The 16,471-nt window shown below is 73.1% G+C and carries 15 protein-coding genes; 5 read left to right on the plus strand and 10 right to left on the minus strand.

What is annotated here, in order from left to right; genetic code table 11:
• Positions 1-161 precede the first annotated feature (161 nt).
• The 3 genes from IO40_RS0101875 to IO40_RS0101885 form a co-directional block, all read right to left on the minus strand.
• On the minus strand, positions 162-1,295 hold the full coding sequence (locus IO40_RS0101875; protein ID WP_016470657.1) for a glycerate kinase: 1,134 nt from the start codon (positions 1,293-1,295) through the stop codon (positions 162-164).
• 107 nt (positions 1,296-1,402) lie between these two features.
• A complete protein-coding gene (locus IO40_RS0101880; protein ID WP_016470656.1) occupies positions 1,403-2,833 on the minus strand; it encodes a phytoene desaturase family protein in 1,431 nt (476 codons plus the stop codon).
• 60 nt (positions 2,834-2,893) lie between these two features.
• The gene (locus IO40_RS0101885; protein ID WP_031174743.1) at positions 2,894-3,715 is read right to left on the minus strand and encodes an inositol monophosphatase family protein; all 822 of its coding nucleotides are present in this window, start codon (positions 3,713-3,715) and stop codon (positions 2,894-2,896) included.
• A 90-nt stretch (positions 3,716-3,805) separates the two neighbouring features.
• Between IO40_RS0101885 and IO40_RS0101890 the strand changes: the two genes are divergently transcribed.
• Positions 3,806-4,561, plus strand: a complete 756-nt coding sequence (locus IO40_RS0101890) for an SIR2 family NAD-dependent protein deacylase (RefSeq protein WP_031174744.1) — start codon at positions 3,806-3,808, stop codon at positions 4,559-4,561.
• Between the two features lie 12 nt (positions 4,562-4,573).
• Here IO40_RS0101890 and IO40_RS0101895 read toward each other — a convergent pair whose 3' ends face one another.
• Both IO40_RS0101895 and IO40_RS0101900 read right to left on the minus strand, forming a co-directional pair.
• Positions 4,574-5,629, minus strand: a complete 1,056-nt coding sequence (locus tag IO40_RS0101895) for a hypothetical protein (RefSeq protein ID WP_016470653.1) — start codon at positions 5,627-5,629, stop codon at positions 4,574-4,576.
• A gap of 229 nt (positions 5,630-5,858) precedes the next feature.
• On the minus strand, positions 5,859-6,557 hold the full coding sequence (locus IO40_RS0101900; protein ID WP_033228344.1) for a B3/B4 domain-containing protein: 699 nt from the start codon (positions 6,555-6,557) through the stop codon (positions 5,859-5,861).
• Positions 6,558-6,954: 397 nt separating this feature from the next.
• Between IO40_RS0101900 and IO40_RS0101905 the strand changes: the two genes are divergently transcribed.
• Positions 6,955-7,452, plus strand: a complete 498-nt coding sequence (locus IO40_RS0101905) for a hypothetical protein (RefSeq protein WP_030405857.1) — start codon at positions 6,955-6,957, stop codon at positions 7,450-7,452.
• 9 nt (positions 7,453-7,461) lie between these two features.
• Positions 7,462-8,517 (plus strand): lipoate-protein ligase LplAB, encoded by a 1,056-nt coding sequence (gene lplAB, locus IO40_RS0101910; protein ID WP_016470650.1) that lies wholly within the window; start codon positions 7,462-7,464, stop codon positions 8,515-8,517.
• A gap of 41 nt (positions 8,518-8,558) precedes the next feature.
• On the opposite strand, the gene IO40_RS0101915 is transcribed toward lplAB, so the two are convergent.
• Positions 8,559-9,416 (minus strand): NAD(P)H-binding protein, encoded by an 858-nt coding sequence (locus tag IO40_RS0101915; RefSeq protein WP_031174745.1) that lies wholly within the window; start codon positions 9,414-9,416, stop codon positions 8,559-8,561.
• 226 nt (positions 9,417-9,642) lie between these two features.
• Between IO40_RS0101915 and IO40_RS0101920 the strand changes: the two genes are divergently transcribed.
• Complete coding sequence (locus tag IO40_RS0101920) at positions 9,643-9,948, plus strand: GNAT family N-acetyltransferase (RefSeq protein WP_031174746.1); 306 nt, start codon at positions 9,643-9,645, stop codon at positions 9,946-9,948.
• A 16-nt stretch (positions 9,949-9,964) separates the two neighbouring features.
• On the opposite strand, the gene IO40_RS0101925 is transcribed toward IO40_RS0101920, so the two are convergent.
• Genes IO40_RS0101925 through IO40_RS0101940 form a run of 4 tightly spaced genes read right to left on the minus strand, consistent with a single transcriptional unit; the run spans position 9,965 to position 14,616 of the window.
• On the minus strand, positions 9,965-10,984 hold the full coding sequence (locus IO40_RS0101925; protein ID WP_031025226.1) for a TIGR03842 family LLM class F420-dependent oxidoreductase: 1,020 nt from the start codon (positions 10,982-10,984) through the stop codon (positions 9,965-9,967).
• Between the two features lie 37 nt (positions 10,985-11,021).
• A complete protein-coding gene (hydA, locus tag IO40_RS0101930) occupies positions 11,022-12,422 on the minus strand; it encodes a dihydropyrimidinase (protein ID WP_030405852.1) in 1,401 nt (466 codons plus the stop codon).
• Positions 12,419-13,777: an aspartate aminotransferase family protein gene (locus IO40_RS0101935; RefSeq protein ID WP_031174747.1), complete on the minus strand. Its 1,359-nt coding sequence runs from the start codon at positions 13,775-13,777 to the stop codon at positions 12,419-12,421. Before IO40_RS0101935 ends, hydA begins: the two co-directional genes overlap by 4 nt.
• Positions 13,774-14,616, minus strand: coding sequence for a nitrilase-related carbon-nitrogen hydrolase (locus tag IO40_RS0101940; RefSeq protein WP_030405850.1), 843 nt, complete (start codon positions 14,614-14,616; stop codon positions 13,774-13,776). The genes IO40_RS0101935 and IO40_RS0101940 overlap by 4 nt, the downstream gene beginning before the upstream one ends.
• 225 nt (positions 14,617-14,841) lie before the next feature.
• Here IO40_RS0101940 and IO40_RS0101945 point away from each other — a divergent pair, with 225 nt between their 5' ends.
• Positions 14,842-16,467, plus strand: coding sequence for an alpha/beta fold hydrolase (locus IO40_RS0101945; protein ID WP_031174748.1), 1,626 nt, complete (start codon positions 14,842-14,844; stop codon positions 16,465-16,467).
• The last annotated feature ends 4 nt before the right edge of the window (positions 16,468-16,471 follow it).

The raw sequence follows: 16,471 nt of genomic DNA on the forward strand, positions 1-16,471 counted from the left end.
AAACGCTCGGCTGGGAAACCCCAGCCGAGCGCCTGCATAAACTGCTCGCGGCCTGATCAACACAACCACGTGTTGCAACGACCGCTAGAAACCGCCGTCGCGGTGGGCCCCTCTTCGCGTTCGGGGGGGGGCTTCCCGCCCCGGCCCCGGAGGTCAGGAGGTCAGAGCCGGTCGGCGGCCAGCCGCTCGGCGAGGGCCTCCAGCAGCGGGCCCGCCTCGGCGATGCAGCGCTCCACGTCGGACTCGATGTCGGTCAGCGCGTAGGCCCGCTCGATCCCGGCGGCCTTCAGCCGGGCGGCGTCGATCGCCAGACGCCCGCACACGGCCACCACGGGCTTGCCCGCCCGCCGGGCCGCTGCGGCGACTCCGGCGGGGGCCTTGCCGTGCAGCGTCTGCTCGTCCAGCGAGCCCTCACCGGTGATCACCAGAGAGGCCCGCCCGATCGCGGCCTCGACGCCCAGCTCCTCCATCATGATCTCGATTCCGGGGCGGAACCGGGCGCGGAGCCCGACGAGGGCCGCGAAACCGATACCGCCGGCGGCACCGGCGCCCGGCGAGGCGGCGGCCTCCTGGGCGCCCAGCACCTCGGCGAGATGTGTGAGGGCGTCGTCGAGGAGCGTGACGTCGGCGTCGCTCGCGCCCTTCTGCGGGCCGTAGACGGCGGCGGCTCCCTTCGGACCCGTCAGCGGGTTGTCCACGTCGCTGGCGAGGACGAACTCGGTCTTGCCCAGCCGCTCGTCCAGACCGGACAGATCGGCCGTGACCAGCTCCCGCAGCCCGCCGCCGCCCCACGGCACGGTGTCCCCGTCGCGGTCCAGCAGACGGGCGCCGAGCGCGTCCAGCATGCCCGCGCCGCCGTCGGTGGTGGCCGAACCGCCGACGCCGAGGATGACGGTGTGCGCGCCGGCGTCCAGCGCCGCCAGCAGCAGTTCACCGACGCCGTAGGTGGTGGCGGTCAGCGGGACGAAGACGCCGCGCGGCAGGTGCTGGAGCCCGGCGGCCTCGGCCATCTCGACCACAGCGGTGCCCTCGCGGAGCGCGAACGCGGCCGTGACGGGGGCGCCTGTGGGGCCGGTGACCTCGACCTCGTGGCGGGTGAACCCGCCCGCGACGGCCGCGGCCACGGTGCCGTCGCCGCCGTCGGCCACCGGCACCGCCTCGATCCTGGCCTCGGGACGGGCCTTCCGGATCCCGGCACTCACGCGGTCGGCGACCTCGACGGCCGTCAGCGATCCCTTGAACTTGTCCGCGGCGATCAGTACGCGCGCCGGTGTGCTCCGCGCCGTCGTAGTCATGTTCTGCCCCTGGGTCTCTCAGTCGTTCGAACAGGCAGTCGCGCCGTGGGGACCCTATCCGCCGCAAGGGGCTCCCGACCATGGGGCCATGATCCGAAGGCGTCCCGCTACGCCCTGCGGCGCAGCCGGCGCCAGACGGCGCGGGCGGCGTGGTGGCCCGCCATGCCGTGCACGCCGGGACCGGGCGGGGCGGCGGAGGAGCACAGGTAGACGGAGGGGTGCGCCGTCTCGTAGGGGACGCGCTTGAGCTTGGGGCGGATCAGCAGTCGCAGTCCGGCGGCGGAGCCGCAGGCGATGTCGCCGCCCACGTAGTTGGCGTTGCGGGCCGCGAGCTGCGGGGGGCCCGCGGTGGCGCGGGCCAGCACCCGGTCGCGGAACCCGGGGGCGAAGCGTTCGATCTGCCGTTCGACCGCCTCGGTGGCGTCGCCCTCCCAGCCGTTGGGCAGATGGCCGTACGCCCAGAAGACGTGTTTGCCCTCGGGGGCGCGGCTCGGGTCCACCAGGCTGGGCTGGGCGGTGATGAGGAAGGGCCGCTCGGGGGCACGGCCGCGCACGACCGCGTCCCGCATCGCGGTGTCGATGTCGTCGATGGTGGGCCCGACGTGGACCGTTCCGGCCCGGGCCGCCTCGGGGGAGGTCCAGGGGACGGGCCCGTCCAGCGCGTAGTCGATCTTGAAGAGGCTGGCGCCGTAGCGCACGCCGTCGTAGGCGCTGCCCAGGCCCGCGATACGGGCGAGCGCGGTCGGCGAGGTGTCGAAGACGTAGGCGCGCGCGGGCGGGAGTTCGTCCAGCCGTCTGACCTCGACACCGGTGTGGATGGTGCCGCCCAGGGCCCGCAGATAGCCGGCCAGCGCGTCGGAGATGGCCTGCGAGCCCCCGCGCGGGACCGGCCAGCCGACCGCGTGGGCGGCCAGCGCGAAGACGAGCGCGGGCGCCGTCATGAACGGGTTGTTCATCGGCGCGATGACGTGCCCCGCCATCCCGGCAAGCAGCGCCGGGCCCTTGGCGTCCCGGAACCGGATCTTCGACCAGGTGACCGGCTGGAGCCCGGTCAGTCCGAACCGGACGAGCTGGACGGGGTCGGCCGGGAGACGGCCGTTGAGGGCGGAGCCGTAGCCGAAGAAGTCCTCCGCGAGGGTCTCCCAGCGGCCCAGGTAGGGGGCGACCAGCCGGCGGTAGGCACCCGCGTCGCGCGGTCCGAGCGACGCGGCCGTCTCGCCCACCGAGCGGGAGAGCACCGCGGCGCTGCCGTCCGGGAACGGATGGGCCATGGGCAGTTCGGGGTGCAGCCACTCCAGCCCGTGCTCCGCCAGCGGCATGGCACGGAAGGCGGGCGAGCCGGCACCGGTGGGGTGCACCGCGGAGCACGGGTCGTGGCGGAAGCCGGGCAGGGTCAGCTCCTCGGTGCGGGCGCCGCCGCCGACCGTCTCCAGCGCCTCGAACACCTCGACGGTGAAACCGCGGCGGGCCAACTCCACCGCCGCCGTCAGCCCGTTGGGCCCGGCACCTACGACGACCGCGTCCCGGATCGATGGCACGTGTGGCTCCCCTCGCCCGGCCCCGGCCCGGACACGGCGGGCCGGCTGATGTCGCTCTCGTCAGTCGTTCTGGTCGCGCAGCAGGCCCACCATACGCCGCGCGGTGGCGGCGTCCCGCGCCGCGGTGAACGGCAGCGCGTTGCCGCCGGCCAGCCGGAAGGGCGCGCCGGCGACCGTGCTGTGGGCGCCGCCCGCCTCGGTGACCACCAGCAGCCCCGCGGCATGGTCCCAGGCCGACTCCCAGGTGTAGGCGACGGCGTCCAGCCGGCCCCGCGCGATGGCGAGGTACTCCAGCCCGGCCGAGCCGGTGTCGCGCGGCGCGACGCCCTCGGTGTGCAGCCCGCTCAGCGCCCGCTTCTGCGACTCGTCGGTGAAGTCGGGGTGCGAGACGGCGACATGCAGCGGCGCGCCCTCGGCGGGCGAGCCGGCGTGCAGCGGCCGGCCGTCCAGCAGCACTCCCCCGCCGCGGCGTGCCGTGGCCGTCAGACCGAGCGCCGGCGCGTGTATCCAGGCGCCCAGCGTCTCGCCCCGCCGTGCCAGCGCCACCAGTGTGCAGAAGCCCTCGTCGCCGGCGACGAACTGACGGGTGCCGTCGATCGGGTCGATGATCCACACCGGATCGTCGCCCTCCAGCGCCGTGTAGGTCGCCGGGTGCGCGTGCACCGTCTCCTCTCCGACGACCACCGAACCGGGCAGCAGTTTGCGCAGGTCCTCGGAGAGCCGCTGTTCGGCACGCTGGTCGGCGACGGTGACCAGGTCGTGGCTGCCGGTCTTGGTGGTGACCTCGTCCTCGGCGAGCTGCCGCCAGCGCGGCATGACCTCCGCCCGTACGGCCGAAAGGACTGCTTCTTCCACCGCTGTCATCAGCTCGTCGTCGATCACACCTCCATACAAGCACGGTGTCCGACCGGGCGGCGAGGCCGCCTTCGGGCGCGCGGAGTCGTCCCCCGGGGCGGCGGCTACGCTGGGCGCATGGCCGAACGTGACAGCGCGCCGGGCGGCGGTGCGCCGCTGGTGGCGTTCCTGACCGGCGCGGGTATCTCCACGGATTCCGGCATCCCCGACTACCGGGGGCCGCAGGGTGTGTGGCGCAAGGACCCGGAAGCCGAGAAACTGGTCACCTACGACCACTACGTGACCGACCCCGACGTCCGCCGCCGCTCCTGGCTGATGCGCGGTGAGAGCCCGGTGTGGCGGGCCCGGCCCAACGCCGCGCACGAGGCCGTCGCCCGGCTGGAGGCCGCCGGGGTGCCGGTGCGGGTCATCACCCAGAACGTGGACGGGCTCCACCAGGCCGCGGGCGTCCCCGCGCGGAAGGTGCTGGAACTGCACGGCAACGCCCGTTCGGTGGTGTGCACGGAGTGCGGGGCGCGTTCCACGATGGCCGACGCGCTTGAGCGGGTCGCCGCCGGGGAGGAGGACCCGGACTGCCTGGCGTGCGGCGGCATCCTCAAATCCGCCACCGTGATGTTCGGTCAGGCCCTCGATCCAAAGGTGCTGGGCGAGGCGATGGCCGTGGCCCGGGCCTGCGAGATCTTCTACGCCGTGGGAACCAGTCTCCAGGTGCAGCCCGCCGCCTCGCTGGCGGGGCTGGCCGCCGAGCACGGTGCCCAACTCGTCGTCGTCAACGCGGAGCCGACGCCCTACGACGCGCTGGCCGACGAGGTGGTACGGGACCCCATCGGCACCGCCCTGCCCCGGTTGCTCGCCCGTCATATGACGGCCTGAGCCGGTTCCCGCTCAGCCTCCGGCCGCCTCGGCGCCGGCGGCCGTCGCGGTCGGCGCCGTCCGCGGCCCGAAGCGCAGCAGCCGGCTGTCGGCCCACATCAGCAGCGCGAGCACGGCTGCCGTCAGCGTGGCGTTGGCCGCGTACTTGGCCACGGGAGAGGTGTCGCCGCCCAGTGGTACGACCACGAACGAGAGCCCCGCGTTCACCACGAGGGCCGCGCCGCCGGCCATGAGCGCGTGGCGCCTGCCCCAGCCGGGGCGCCGCGACCAGCACAGCAGCGCACCGCCGCCCGCGCAGAGCACCACCAGGTCGAGCACGGTCCCCCACCAGCCGGCCGGCACCAGCTGGTGGACGGCCAGCGCGACCACGGCCCCGCCGCCGACGGACCACGGCGACGGCACCCGGCCCGGGGAGGGCGCGGGACGGCGCGGCAGGACGAACGCGGAGGCGACGAGGGCGGCGGCGACGGCCCCGGTGACGCCCAGCTGGGCGGGGCTCGCCATAAACGTCCTGGTGTGCTCGTGGAAGAAGACCACCACCGCGCACGCGTACAGCACCGCCATCGCCGTCAGGCCGACGCGTCCCAGCCAGGGGCGGTCGGCCAGTCGCGGAACGCAGGACTCGATCACGACGACCGGCGCCGTGAAGCTCCAGATGACGTGGCCGACGACGAAGCCCAGCAGATGGTGGACGCTGACACCGACGGCGGGCACGAGTGTGGGCTGCCGCTCCCGGGCCCAGGAGGCGTCGTCGACGAAGTGCGGGTTGAACAGGCTCTGGTCGATCAGCCCGGCCTGGATCAGCCCGAACGCCGCGCTCAGCAGCAGGATGCTCGGCCATCCCCGGCCGGTCCGCCGAACGGCCTCCCTGATGAGCACGGCGACCGAGCCGTAGAGCGGGGCGAGCAGCAGCAGTCCGGTCAGCAGTTCCCGCGGGCGGCCGATGATGCTGTCGTAGCCGATGAGGTACTCGGCGCAGACGGGAGAGAGCACGAGGAGTGCCAGTGCCGCCGTCAGCCGGCCGGACAGCGGTGTTCTTCCGGGCGGAACGGACCTGTTGTCTGCCATGCGGGCCCCTGGGGTGCGCGGTGCGGGAATCGGTGGCGGGGCGCCCCTTGTCGCGGGCGCCACCGCGGATTTCCCGACTGTAGGCACGGGGTCCGGGCCGGTGGATCAGTCTTCGGTCTGCCGCCGGACGACCAAAGTCGCCGTCTGGGGCGGGAGTCGGCTTCGAGGGTTTTTCCCGCCGCCCCGGAGGACGCTGCGGGGCGGCGGGCCCGGCCTCGTCCCGCCTGTGTCAGGCCGGAGTGGCGCGCAGGAGGCGGGAGGTGAGGACCGCCTCCGGGTTGCCGGCACTGAGGGCGTCGGTCAGGGCGCGGCCCGCGGCCTCCAGTGCGGCGTCGTCCATCGCGCCGAGCGCGTCGAGGATGAAGACCGCGCGTGTCGTCTGCGTCGTCAGGCGGGTGCGTACGCACTGGCGCCAGTTCCAGCGGCGGCAGGTGACGCCCGCGTCGTCCCGCCAGACCACCTCACCGGCGCGGGGGTGCTCGGTCACCGGTTCGCCGCCCGACATCAGCTCGAACGGTTCGGTCCCCTCGGCGCGGGTGAGGCGCAGCGGCCCCTGGTAGTGGTCGAGGTCCTCGCCGCCGAGCGGGACGACGTGGGCGACGGAGACCGCGTTGTAGATGTCGGTGAGCCGGTCCACGCGGGGCAGCCCCTCCGGGGCGCGGCGCAGCAGCGCGTCCACGCTGGAGCGGGTGCGCTTGGGCTTGGCGCCGAACGCGCGGAACGCCTCGCGCCACTCGGCGACGTGCGGGTGCTCCTCGGGATCGCACGCCTTCGCCTCGGCCTCGGCCAGCATCTCCTCGCTGAACGCGTCACCGGGTCCGGGGCGCAGCCCTTCGCCGACGATCAGCAGCGCGCGGTAGTCCGGGCGCAGGGCACCGACGGACGGGTCGATGGTGGCGGCGTGCAGCCACTCCTCGGTCGTGTTCATGGGTTGCGTCTCGCTCCTCGTCGCGGTGCCGTCGGCCGGCCACAGGCCGGCGCAGTGCAGCACACCGTACCAACAAGTCCAACGTACAGCACTGGCGAGAGCGGCCCGGCCTCACCCGATGCGGTGCCGCCGGGTGGCCCCGGGTGCGGGTCCGTGGTGCGCTGGTCGGGCGGACCGCCCGTGCCGCCGGACGGCTCGGGCCGGGGCACCGCCGCCCCCGAGGAGGCGCCATGAGGAACAGCGCGGAACAGGTCCCGGGCGCCGTGCCGGCGGCGCCGTCCGCCGCACGCCGGGGCGCGTCCTCGGCGGGCCGGGCGCCCGGCGGGCGCTGAACCGTACGCGACGGCACCGGGGCGCCCTCGGCGGTGTCCCGCACACTGTGACGGCGGGAGAGGCCATGACCGCGAACAGCTCCACCCCTCCGCCCGCACCCCACGGGCCCGCGTACCGCGCCGTGCAGTTCGCCGCCCGGGTGCTGTCCGCGGGCGGTCTGGCCGTGGTCGCGTACGTGCACGCCACGCTCGCCGGCCGGTTCGACCGCGTCACGGCGGACATCAGCCAGGGCGATCTGTTCCGCATCGAGGCCGGACTGGCGGCGCTCGGCGCCCTGCTGGTGCTGGTGTGGTGGCGCGCCTACTGCGATGCGTACGCCTGGCTGGTGGCCGCGGGCGGGATGGCGCTGCTGCTGGTCTACCAGTACGTCGACGTCGGCCGGCTGGGGCCGTTCCCCGGCATGCACGACCCGGTGTGGTCCGACGACAAGCGGCTGGCCCTCGTCGCGCAGGCAGTCACGCTGATCATGTCCACGTTTTTGCTGGTCAGCCACACACGGCGGTCGCGCAGGCTGACGACGGACGTATGGTTGGACCCCGACCGGACCAGATACGGAAGGTAGGGGGCCGGGGTGCACGGCGAGTACAAGATTCCGGGCGGCAAGCTCGTGGTGGTCGACCTCGACGACCGGGACGGCGTGCTGCGCGACGTCCGGGTCGCGGGGGACTTCTTCCTGGAGCCGGACGAGGCGCTCGCCGCCATCGACGGGGCCCTCGAAGGGGCGCCTTCGGACACCGACGCGGCCGGGCTGACCGCCCGTATCGAGGCGGCGCTGCCCGAGGGCACCGCGATGTACGGCGTCACGGCCGAGGGGATCGCGGTGGCCGTCCGCCGGGCGCTGGCGCAGGCCACCGACTGGTCCGACTACGACTGGCAGCTCATCCACGAGCCGCCGCAGTCGCCCGCGCTCCACATGGCGCTCGACCAGGTCCTCACCGAGGAGGTCGCCGCCGGACGCCGGGCCCCCACCCTGCGGGTGTGGGAGTGGGGTGCACCGGCGGTGATCATCGGCAGCTTCCAGTCGCTGCGCAACGAGGTGGACCCCGAGGGCGCCGCCCGGCACGGTGTCACCGTGGTGCGGCGCATCTCCGGTGGCGGCGCCATGTTCGTGGAGGCCGAGAACACCATCACCTACTCGCTGTCGGTGCCCGCCTCCTTGGTCTCCGGCCTCTCCTTCGCCGACTCCTACGCGTATCTGGACGACTGGGTCCTGGGGGCGCTGGGCGACATGGGCATCAAGGCGTGGTACATGCCGCTCAACGACATCGCGTCCAAGGAGGGCAAGATCGCCGGTGCCGCGCAGAAGCGGCTCACCAGCGGGGACGGCGCCGTCCTGCACCACGTGACGATGTCCTACGACATCGACGCGGAGAAGATGCTCGACGTGCTGCGCATCGGCAAGGAGAAGATGTCCGACAAGGGCACCAGGAGCGCCAAGAAGCGGGTGGACCCGCTGCGCCGGCAGACCGGGCTGCCCCGCGCGGACGTCATCGACCGGATGATCACCTCCTTCCGCACCCGCTACGGCCTCAGCGAGGGGCACGTCACGCCCCAGGAGATGGCGCGCGCGGAGGAGCTGGCCCTCACCAAGTTCAGCAGCGAGGAGTGGACGGCCCGGGTGCCGTAGGGGCCCCGCCCGCCGCCATGTGGTGACGGCGGGCGCAGCGCTCAGGTGAAGTCCGCCAGGTGGTCGGTGACCCACTCGCGGTAGGTGCGCGGCGGGCGGCCCAGGAGGGCTGCCGAGGCGGGCGCCGGGGATTCGGGCTCGGTCTCCATCGCCGCGTGGGCGTCGAGGATGCCGTCGGCGTAGGCGGGCGGCAGTCCGGCGGCCAGCAGTCCGGTGCGGGCCTCGGCGCGGGTGAGCCGTTCGACGGCGAGGGGGCGGCCCACGACCTCGCCGATGACGGCGATCTGTTCGGCCTGGGTGAGCACCTCGGGCCCCGTGAACTCGGGGACGGCGCCCAGCAGATCGTCGGTCAGCAGGGCGCGGACGGCGAGCGCGGCGATGTCGGCCTCGTGCACCAGGGGGCGGGCGGCCTTCGGGTACGCGGTGCGCACGGTGTCGCCGGAGCGCACCTGGGCCGCCCATTCCAGGGTGTTGCTCGCGAAGCCGCCGGGGCGCAGCAGTGTCCATGCGGGGACCGCCTCGCGCACCAGGCGTTCCAGTACGGCGTGGGTGCCCAGGATGTGGGCTGCCGGCTCGCTTCCGTCGCCGGGTGCCTCGGGAACGCCGCGTGCCGACAGGTAGACGATGCGGCCGGTGCGCCGGGCCAGGGCCGTGACCGCTTCCGCGGCGCCGCCGGGGCCGGGCAGCGGCCACATCAGGAAGACACCCGTCACCTCCTGTGTGAGGGCCGCGGTCAGGGCTGCCGGGTCGGCCAGATCGCCGCGGACGGGTTCGACCCCGGGGGGCAGCACGGCGGTCTCCGGGTTCCGGACGAGGGCACGTACGGGGACGCCCGCCGCCACGAGCTGCGCGGCCACCTGGCCGCCGACCTTCCCTGTCGCTCCGGTCACGAGTATCACGGGTGTCTCCTTCGTCGTACGGGTGCGCGAGGGGCGCTCCGCCCGCCTGTGCGGCGGCGCGTGCCCACACCCTCCGACTTGAAGTCGACTTGAAGTCAACCCTGATCCATCCGCGACGGGAGGGCGGAGGCCACCCCATCGGACCGCCACCCGTTGCCGCTCCCCCGCGCACCGGAGGAGGCTGGGGGACGGCACGGTGCGGCAGTCAGGAGTGGCGGTGAGCAGCATGGCCGGTCAGGAGCGGATCGAGATCGCGGACAACACCGCCGAGAGCCGGTACGAGGCCCGGATCGGCGGCACGCTCGCGGGCGTCGCGCAGTATCTGCGCGCCCCCGGGGTGGTGGCCGTGACCCACACCGAGGTGGAGCCCGCCTACGAGGGCCGGGGCGTGGGCAGCGCCCTGTCGCGGCACATCCTGGAGTCCGTCCAGGAGGCGGGCGAGAAGGTGGCGCCGGTCTGCCCGTTCTTCGCCGACTACATCCGCCGCCACCCCGACTACCGGCCGCTGGTCCACAACCGGGAGGGCCAGTAGTGCGCCCGCCTGACGCTCACTCCAGGGCGGCCAGCGCGGGGATCACGGTGGCGCCGTAGGCGTCGATGGTCGGCTCCTTCGCGTCGTGCATGGCGTAGAGCGCGAACTGGTCCACGCCCAGCCGGGCCAGCTCCCGCAGCCGGGCCGTGTGCGCCTGTTCGGGGCCCAGCAGGCAGAAGCGGTCCACGATGTCGTCGGGCACGAAGGCGGTGTCCGGGTTGCCGGCCCGGCCGTGGTGCGCGTAGTCGTAGCCCTGCCGTTCCTTGATGTAGGCGGTGAGCGCCGCCGGTACCGCGTCGGAGTGCTCGCCGTACCGCGCCACGAGGTCCGCGACGTGGTTGCCGACCATGCCGCCGAACCAGCGGCACTGCTCACGGGCGTGGGCGAGCGCGTCGGGGGTGTCCTCGCACACGTAGGCCGGCGCCGCCACGCAGATGGTGACCTCGGCCGGGTCCCGCCCCGCCTCGGCCGCCGCCTCGCGGACGGCGCGCACCATCCAGGCGGTCAGCACCGGGTCGGCGAGCTGGAGGATGAACCCGTCCGCCTCGCGGCCGGCCAGGGCGAGGGCCTTGGGGCCGTAGGCGGCCATCCACACCGGGAGCCGGCCGTCTCGCACCCACGGCAGCCGCATCGGGGTGCCGTCCACCACGGCCTCGCGGCCCTCGGCCAGATCCCGGATGGCGGCCATGGCCTTGCCGAGGCGGCCCAGCGTGCCGGGCGGGCGGCCGGCGACGCGCATCGCGGAGTCGCCGCGCCCGATGCCGCAGACGGTGCGGTTGCCGTACATCTCGTTGAGGGTGGCGAACGTGGAGGCGGTGACCTCCCAGGCGCGGGTGCCCGGGTTGGTGACCATGGGGCCCACGGTCAGCTGTGTGGTGTGGGCGAGGATGCGGCTGTGGATGACGTACGGTTCCTGCCACAGCACCGGCGAGTCGAACGTCCAGCCGTAGCGGAACCCGTTGCGTTCGGCGCGGCGCATCAGATCGACGGTCGCGTGGCCGGGGGGATCCGTCTGGAGCACGAGTCCGAAGTCCATCAGCATGACCCCTCAGTTGGTGTCGGAACGCATCCGGTCAGTCGAGGAACTGGCAGACCCCGCGCGGGACGTACCGGCCGTGCCCGGCGCGGCCCACCCAGGTGCGCCTGTCGAGCACCGTCTCGCCCCGGGAGAGCACCGTGACGACCTGACCCGTGACCGTCCTGCCCTCGTAGGCGGAGTAATCGACGTTCATGTGGTGGGTTTCCGCCGAAAGGGTCTGCTCGGCGTGCGGGTCGTAGAGGACGACGTCGGCGTCGGAGCCCGGCGCCAGCGTGCCCTTCTGCGGGTAGAGGCCGAACATCCGGGCGGGGGTGGCGCAGGCGAGGTCGATCCAGCGGCGGCGGGTCAGATGTCCGTCGACGACCGCCTGGTGCAGCAGGTCCATCCGGTGTTCCACGCCGGGCATCCCGTTGGGAATCCTGGAGAAGTCGCCCCGGCCCAGGTCCTTCTGGCCCGTGAAGCAGAACGGGCAGTGGTCGGTGGAGACGACCTGGAGGTCGTCGGTGCGCAGTGCGCGCCACAGTGCCGCCTGGTGCTCGCGGGGCCGCAGCGGTGTGCTGCACACGTACTTGGCGCCGCCGAAGTCCGGCTCGGCCAGGTTGTCGGTGCTCAAGTAGAGGTACTGGGGGCAGGTCTCGCCGAAGACCGGGAGGTCCAGCGCGCGGGCCGCGGCGAGCTGTTCGACGGCCTCCCGCGCCGAGACGTGCACCACGTACAGCGGCGATCCGGCGACCCGCGCCAGCTGGATCGCACGGTGCGTGGCCTCGGCCTCCAGCAGCGCCTTGCGGACCTCGCCGTGGTGGCGCGGGTCGGTGCGGCCGGCGGCCAGTGCCTGTTCGACCAGGACGTCGATGGCGATGCCGTTCTCCGCGTGCACCATGGCCAGCCCGCCGTTGCCGGCGGTGCGCTGCATGGCGCGGAGGATCTGCCCGTCGTCGCTGTAGAAGACGCCCGGGTAGGCCATGAACAGTTTGAACGAGGTGACGCCTTCGGCGACCAGGGCGTCCATCTCGCGCAGCGTGCCGTCGTTCACGTCGGAGAGGATCATGTGGAAGGCGTAGTCGACGGCGCAGCGTCCGTCGGCCTTGGCGTGCCACCGGTCCAGCCCCTCGCGCAGCGCCCGGCCTCTGGTCTGGACGGCGAAGTCCACGATCGTGGTCGTCCCGCCCCAGGCGGCGGCCCGGGTGCCGGTCTCGAAGTCGTCGCTGGAGAAGGTGCCGCCGAACGGGAAGTCCATGTGGGTGTGCCCGTCCACGCCGCCCGGGATGACGTACAGGCCGGTGGCGTCCAGCGTGCGGTCGGCGGTCAGGGAGGCGGCGACCGTGCTGTGCCGGTCCACGACGGCGGCGACGCGTCCGCCCTCGATGAGGACGTCGGCGGCCACCTCGTCGGCGGCGGTCACCACGAGGCCGCCCGTGATGAGGGTGGAGGTCATGCCTCGGCGCCTCCCGTCAGCCGGGCCTCGGCGGTACGCAGGGCGCTCTCCAGCACGGCGGCCCCCGCCTCGGCCTCCGCGACGGTGAGGGTCAGCGGCGGGGCGATGCGCAGCACGCTGGGGGTGGCGTGGCCGCCGCCCTTGCCGATGAGGACGCCGCCTTCCCTGGCCGCCTCCAGCACGAGGGAGGCCGCTTCGGGCGAGGGTTCGCCGGTGCCGGGCCGCACCAGTTCGATGCCGGCCATCAGTCCGCGCCCGCGCACCTCGCGGACGATGCCGACGCCGGCGGCGGCCGAACGCAGCCGCTCCAGCAGCAGTCCGCCGACGCGGCGTGCGTTGGCCTGGAGGTCGTGCTCCAGCAGATAGGCGAGGTTGGCGTTGGCCGCGGCCATGGTGACGGGGCTGCCGCCGAAGGTGGAGATGGAGTTGGCCCCCAGGCAGTTCATGACCTCGGCGCGGGCGACGACGCCGCCGATGGACATACCGTTGCCGATGCCCTTGGCGAAGGTGAGGATGTCGGGCGGGCCCGCGGCGGCGTGCGCCTGCCAGCCCCAGAAGTGGTCGCCGGTGCGGCCCCAGCCGGTCTGCACCTCGTCGCTGATCCACAGGATGTCGTGCTCGTCCAGCACTTCGCGGAAGGCGGCGTACAGTCCGTCGGGCGGCGAGGTGAACCCGCCCACGCCCTGCACGGGTTCGGCGATCAGTGCGGCGACGTTCCCGCCGGACTGGCCCAGCAGGTCCCGCAGGTCGGCGACGCAGGCGGCGGTGAACGCGGCGTCGTCCAGGTGCGCGAACGGGCCGCGGGTGCGTACGCCGCCGTGCACGTAGAAGGTCTGGAGCGGCGTGAGGGAGGTGGGCGACCAGGCGCGGTTGCCGGTGATGCCGACGGTGGTGAAGGAACGCCCGTGGTAGCTGTTGCGCATCGCCAGGACCTGGTTGGACCGCCGGTAGGTGGTGGCCAGCAGCAGGGCGGCGTCGTTGGCCTCGGTGCCCGAGGTGGTGAAGAAGACCCGCGCGTCGGGGATGCCGGAGAGGGAGGCGATCCGCTCGGCCAGCTCCACCATGGGCCGGTTGAGGTAGAGGGTGGAGGTGTGTAGGATGCGCCCGGCCTGTTCGGCGACCGCCTTGGTGACCTCGGGCAGCGCGTGGGCCGTCATGGTGGTGAGGATGCCGCCGAAGAAGTCGAGGTAGCGGCGCCCCTCGGCGTCCCACACATGGCGGCCCTCGCCGTGGGTGATCTCCAGGGGCTGTGCGTAGTACAGCGCCAGCCAGTCGGGCAGCACCGCCTTGTGACGGGCGTGGAGTTCCGCGTGGGCGGCGCCGCCGGCCGCCGTGGAGGGCGTCGGGGCGTTCACGGCCGCACCAGCCCTTCGTAGGCGTCGGGCCGCCTGTCGCGGTAGAAGGCCCACTGTTGGCGGACCTCGTCGATGAGCGCCAGGTCCAGGTCGCGGACGAGCAGTTCCTCCTCCTTGTCGGAGGCGGTCTCCCCGACGAACCGGCCGCGCGGGTCGACGAAGTAGCTGGTGCCGTAGAAGTCGTTGTCGCCCCACTCCTCGGTGCCCACGCGGTTGATGGCGGCGACGAAATAGGCGTTGGCGACGGCCGCCGCGGGCTGTTCGAGCTGCCACAGGTGGGCGGACAGACCGCGGGAGGTGGCCGAGGGGTTGTAGACGATCTGGGCGCCGCCCAGGCCGAGTGCCCGCCAGCCCTCGGGGAAGTGCCGGTCGTAGCAGATGGAGACCCCCACCTTGCCGACGGCCGTGTCGAAGACCGGCCAGCCGAGGTTGCCGGGGCGGAAGTAGAACTTCTCCCAGAAGCCCTTGAGCTGCGGGATGTGATGCTTGCGGTAGCTGCCCAGCACGGTGCCGTCGGCGTCGATGACGGCGGCGGTGTTGTAGTAGAAGCCCGGGCGCTCGACCTCGAACACCGGGGCGACGACGACCATCCCGGTCTCGCGGGCCAGCTCGCTCATCCGGCTGATCGTCGGTCCGCCGGGCACCGGCTCCGCCCAGCGGTAGTGCTCGGCGTCCTGGACCTGGCAGAAGTACGGGGCGTTGAAGACCTCTTGGAAACCGATGATGCGGGCGCCCCGGCGTGCGGCTTCCCGGGCGTGCTCCTCGTGCTTGGCGATCATCGATTCGGTGTCGCCCGTCCAGCTCGCCTGGACCAGCGCGGCACGTACAACGTCGGGCATGAGCAGCTCCTTTGTGAGCGCGGCAGCCTGTTCGACACGCGTAGATATACGTGAGATTGAGACCGTAAGCCCCCTCTGGGCACCTGACAAGAACCCCTGCGGGGCGGCGCGGGCGGCCACTCCTTTACTGGTCCGTAACCTACCGACGGGTTACCTCGGGTAGCCGCCGGTGCTTACTCTCCAGTCACTTCGCAGCCCGGTCGCCGACGACAACTGGAGACGTGCATGCGCCCCTCCCCCACCGCAGTGCGGTACGCCTCGGTCCTCCTCGCCGGAACACTCACCACCACCGGCCTCGCCCTCGCCCCCACCGCCACCGCCCTGCCGGCGCGCGACACTGCCGCGGCCACCACCGGCGCCGCCCCGGCCGTGGCCGGGATCGACTTCACCGACATCGAGGGCGACGGCGGCATCACCCTCAAGGCCAACGTCGCCCTGCCCGAGGGCGCCACCGCCGGGAGCACACGCAAATACCCCCTCATCGTGCTGCCCACCAGCTGGGGCATGCCGCAGATCGAATACCTCGTCCAGGCCAAGAAGCTCGCCGACGCCGGTTACGTCGTCGTCAGCTACAACTCACGCGGCTTCTGGCAGTCCGGCGGCCGGATCGAGACCGGCGGGCCCGAGGACATCGCCGACGCCTCCCGCGTCATCGACTGGGCCCTCGCCCACACCCCCGCCGACAAGGACCGCATCGGCATGGGCGGCGTCTCCTACGGCGCCGGCATCAGCCTGCTGGCGGCCGGCCACGACCCTCGCATCAAGGCCGTCGCCGCGCTCAGCGGCTGGGCCGACCTCATCGAGTCGATCTACAGCGGACGCACCCAGCACCTCCAGGCGGCCGGGCTGCTCGGCGGCGCCGGAGAACTGACCGGACGGCCCAGCCCCGAACTGCGGCAGATCCTCAAGGACTTCCTCGCCTCCGACCTCGACAAGGAGGACGAGATGATCGCCTGGGGCAAGAAGCGCTCGCCCGCGACCTACCTCGACAAGATCAACCGCAACGGCGCCGCCGTCATGCTCGGCAACGCCTGGGGCGACTCCATCTTCCCGCCCAACCAGTACGCCGACTTCTACGAGAAGCTGCGCGTGCCCAAGCGGCTGGAGTTCCGCCCCGGCGACCACGCCACCCCCGAGGCCACCGGCCTGCTCGGGCTGCCCAACGACACCTGGTCGCACGCCCACGACTGGTTCGACCACTACCTCAAGGGCGAGGACAACGGCATCGACACCCAGCCGCCCGTCCAGCTCAAGTCCCGCACCACCGGTGCCTACGAGGGCTACGCCGACTGGAAGGACGTCCCCTCCGGCGCCCGCACCCTCGCCCTGAACGACACCAGGAAACTGGCCACCGGCAAGGACTCGGGCGCCAACGGAGGGACGATGTTCCTCACCGGCATCCTCGACCAGTTCCTGAAGCTGCCGCCCGTCGTCAGCATGCCGCTGCTGCCCCGCTCCCGCGCCGCCGTCTGGGAGTCGGGCCGCTACGGAAGCGACACGGCGGTACGCGGCACCACCACGCTGCACACCACCGTCACCAGCACCGCGAGCAGCGGCACCTTCTACGCCTACCTCTACGACGTGGGCCCGCTGGGCACCGGGAAGCTGATCACCCACGCCCCCTACACCTTCCACGACCGCACCCCGGGCAAGCCGTTCGCCGTGGACCTCGACCTGTTCTCCACGGCGTACGACGTGCCCGCAGGACACCGACTCGCCCTCGTCGTCGACACCGCCGACCCGCTGTACGCGGAGTACAACCCCGACGGCGCACGGCTCACCTTCAGCTCGCCCGCCCAGGACCCCTCCCGGCTGACGGTACCCACCCGGGACGCGGACCGGCGCCAGTGACCGG

Source organism: Streptomyces albus subsp. albus (genome assembly GCF_000725885.1).
In the GTDB taxonomy this organism is placed as follows: Bacteria; Actinomycetota; Actinomycetes; order Streptomycetales; family Streptomycetaceae; genus Streptomyces; species Streptomyces albus.

Bases quoted from the DNA above. Each gene is read 5' to 3' on its own strand.
- IO40_RS0101895 (WP_016470653.1), bottom strand. From the start codon at position 5,629: ATGGCAGACAACAGGTCCGTTCCGCCCGGAAGAACACCGCTGTCCGGC.
- IO40_RS0101890 (WP_031174744.1), top strand. From the start codon at position 3,806: ATGGCCGAACGTGACAGCGCGCCGGGCGGCGGTGCGCCGCTGGTGGCG.
- IO40_RS0101940 (WP_030405850.1), bottom strand. From the start codon at position 14,616: ATGCCCGACGTTGTACGTGCCGCGCTGGTCCAGGCGAGCTGGACGGGC.
- IO40_RS0101925 (WP_031025226.1), bottom strand. From the start codon at position 10,984: ATGGACTTCGGACTCGTGCTCCAGACGGATCCCCCCGGCCACGCGACC.
- IO40_RS0101945 (WP_031174748.1), top strand. From the start codon at position 14,842: ATGCGCCCCTCCCCCACCGCAGTGCGGTACGCCTCGGTCCTCCTCGCC.
- IO40_RS0101905 (WP_030405857.1), top strand. From the start codon at position 6,955: ATGACCGCGAACAGCTCCACCCCTCCGCCCGCACCCCACGGGCCCGCG.
- hydA (WP_030405852.1), bottom strand. From the start codon at position 12,422: ATGACCTCCACCCTCATCACGGGCGGCCTCGTGGTGACCGCCGCCGAC.
- IO40_RS0101900 (WP_033228344.1), bottom strand. From the start codon at position 6,557: ATGAACACGACCGAGGAGTGGCTGCACGCCGCCACCATCGACCCGTCC.
- IO40_RS0101920 (WP_031174746.1), top strand. From the start codon at position 9,643: ATGGCCGGTCAGGAGCGGATCGAGATCGCGGACAACACCGCCGAGAGC.
- IO40_RS0101875 (WP_016470657.1), bottom strand. From the start codon at position 1,295: ATGACTACGACGGCGCGGAGCACACCGGCGCGCGTACTGATCGCCGCG.